The organism is Bacillus massilinigeriensis (genome assembly GCF_900111815.1).
Classification (GTDB): domain Bacteria; phylum Bacillota; class Bacilli; order Bacillales; family Cytobacillaceae; genus Mesobacillus_C; species Mesobacillus_C mediterraneensis.
Genome location: NZ_LT630004.1, coordinates 593632 through 595540, shown reverse-complemented (window position 1 = coordinate 595540; position 1909 = coordinate 593632). Strand labels below are relative to the sequence as shown.

2 protein-coding genes and 1 rRNA gene are annotated in these 1909 nt (G+C 48.9%); 2 read left to right on the top strand and 1 reads right to left on the bottom strand.

The features are described from left to right. Both BQ5796_RS18370 and BQ5796_RS18040 read left to right on the top strand, forming a co-directional pair. On the top strand, positions 1-230 hold a 230-nt coding region (locus BQ5796_RS18370), incomplete at its 5' end, for a hypothetical protein (protein WP_234969296.1). Positions 231-1252: 1022 nt separating this feature from the next. Further along, on the top strand, positions 1253-1408 hold the full coding sequence (locus BQ5796_RS18040; protein ID WP_159430973.1) for a hypothetical protein: 156 nt from the start codon (positions 1253-1255) through the stop codon (positions 1406-1408). Positions 1409-1800: 392 nt separating this feature from the next. On the opposite strand, the gene rrf is transcribed toward BQ5796_RS18040, so the two are convergent. Then, a 5S ribosomal RNA gene (rrf, locus tag BQ5796_RS03160) occupies positions 1801-1909 on the bottom strand.

The window sequence follows — 1909 nt, the reverse complement described above, 5'->3', positions numbered from 1 at the left end:
TTTCCGGTATCGGGGTGGTTAAAAGCGTCGCTTGCAGTTACTCTTTTAAGGGTAATCGGGAGGCCTGGGGGGCGGAATCACTCACATTGGAAGAGTTATCACTCAAGTTGAGCGCAGAATCAGCCAACTTTGGCGAGAAATCGCTCATCTTGCGGAAAAAATCAACCAACTTCTTCGATAAATCAACCAAATGCTGTTCCTGCACCTTTTTTCGGTATCGGGGTGATTAAAAGTGTCGCTTGCAGTTACTCTTTCAAGGGTAATCGGGTGGCCTGGGGGGCGTTATCAACCAAGTTAGGCGCAGAATCAGCCAACTTTGGGGAGAAATCGCTCATCTTGCGGAAGAAATCAACCAACTTCTTCGATAAATCAACCAAACGGCGTTCCTGCGCCTCTTTCCGGTATCGGGGTGGTTAAAAGTGTCGCTTGCAGTTACTCTTTCAAGGGTAATCGGGTGGCCTGGGGGGCGGAATCACTCACATCGGGAAGGTTATCACTCAAGTTGAGCGCAGAATCAGCCAACTTTGAGGAGAAATCGCTCACGTTGCGGAAGAAATCAACCAACTTCCGCGATAAATCAACCAAACGCTGTCCCTGCGTCTTTTTCCGGTATCGGGGTGATTAAAAAAGTCGCTTGCAGTTACCCTTTTTAGGGCGAGCAGGTGGCCTGGGGGGCGGAATCACTTATACCGGGGGGGGTTATCAACCAAGTTATGCGCAGAATCAACCAACTTTGGCGAGAAATCGCTCATCTTGCGGAAGAAATCAACCAACTTCTTCGATAAATCAACCAAACGCTGTCCCTGCGTCTTTTTTCGGTATCGGGGTGGTTAAAAGTGTCGCTTGCAGTTACTCTTTTTAGGGCGAGCAGGTGGCCTGGGGGGCGGAATCGCTCACACCGGGGGCGGAATCAACCAAGTTATGCGCAGAATCAACCAACTTTGAGAAGAAATCGCTCATCTTGCGGAAGAAATCAACCAACTTTTTTAATAAATCAACCAAACGGCATCCCTGCGCCTTTTTTCGGTATCGGGGTGGTTAAAAGTGTCACTTGCAGTTACTCTTTTTAGGGCGAACAGGTGGCCTGGGGAGCGGAATCACTTATACCGGGGGGGTTATCAACCAAGTTATGCGCAGAATCAACCAACTTTGGCGAGAAATCGCTCATCTTGCGGAAGAAATCAACCAACTTCTTCGATAAATCAACCAAACGGCGTTCCTGCGCCTCTTTCCAGTATCGGGTTGATTAAAAGTGTCGCTTGCAGTTACTCTTTTTAGGGCGAGCTGGCGGCCTGGGGGCGGAATCACTCACATCGGGAAGGTTATCACTCAAGTTGAGCGCAGAATCAACCAACTTTGGCGAGAAATCGCTCACGTTGCGGAAGAAATCAACCAACTTTTGCTATAAATCAACCAAACGCTGTTCCTGCGCCTCTTTCCGGTACCGAGGTGCTTAAAGTGTCGCTTGTAGTTACTCTTTTAAGGGTAATCGGGTGGCCTGGGGGGCGGAATCACCCACATTGGAAGAGTTATCAACCAAGTTGTGCGTGAAATCAACCAACTTTGAGAAGAAATCGCTCATGTTGCGGACGAAATCAACCAACTTCTGCGATAAATCAACCAAACGCCGTCCCTGCGCCTCTTTCCGGTATCGGGGTACTTAAAAGTGTCGCTTGCAGTTTGTTTTTCTAATGATTCAGGACTAACTGATGGGTTGCGAGCTGTTTACGGGAAAACGAGAACAAATCATCGTGATCTCAAACACAAAAAAGAACAGCCCGACTGAGCTGTTCTTTGATTGCCTGGCAGCGTCCTACTCTCACAGGGGGAAACCCCCAACTACCATCGGCGCTGAGAAGCTTAACTTCCGTGTTCGGTATGGGAACGGGTGTGACCTTCTCGCCATCGC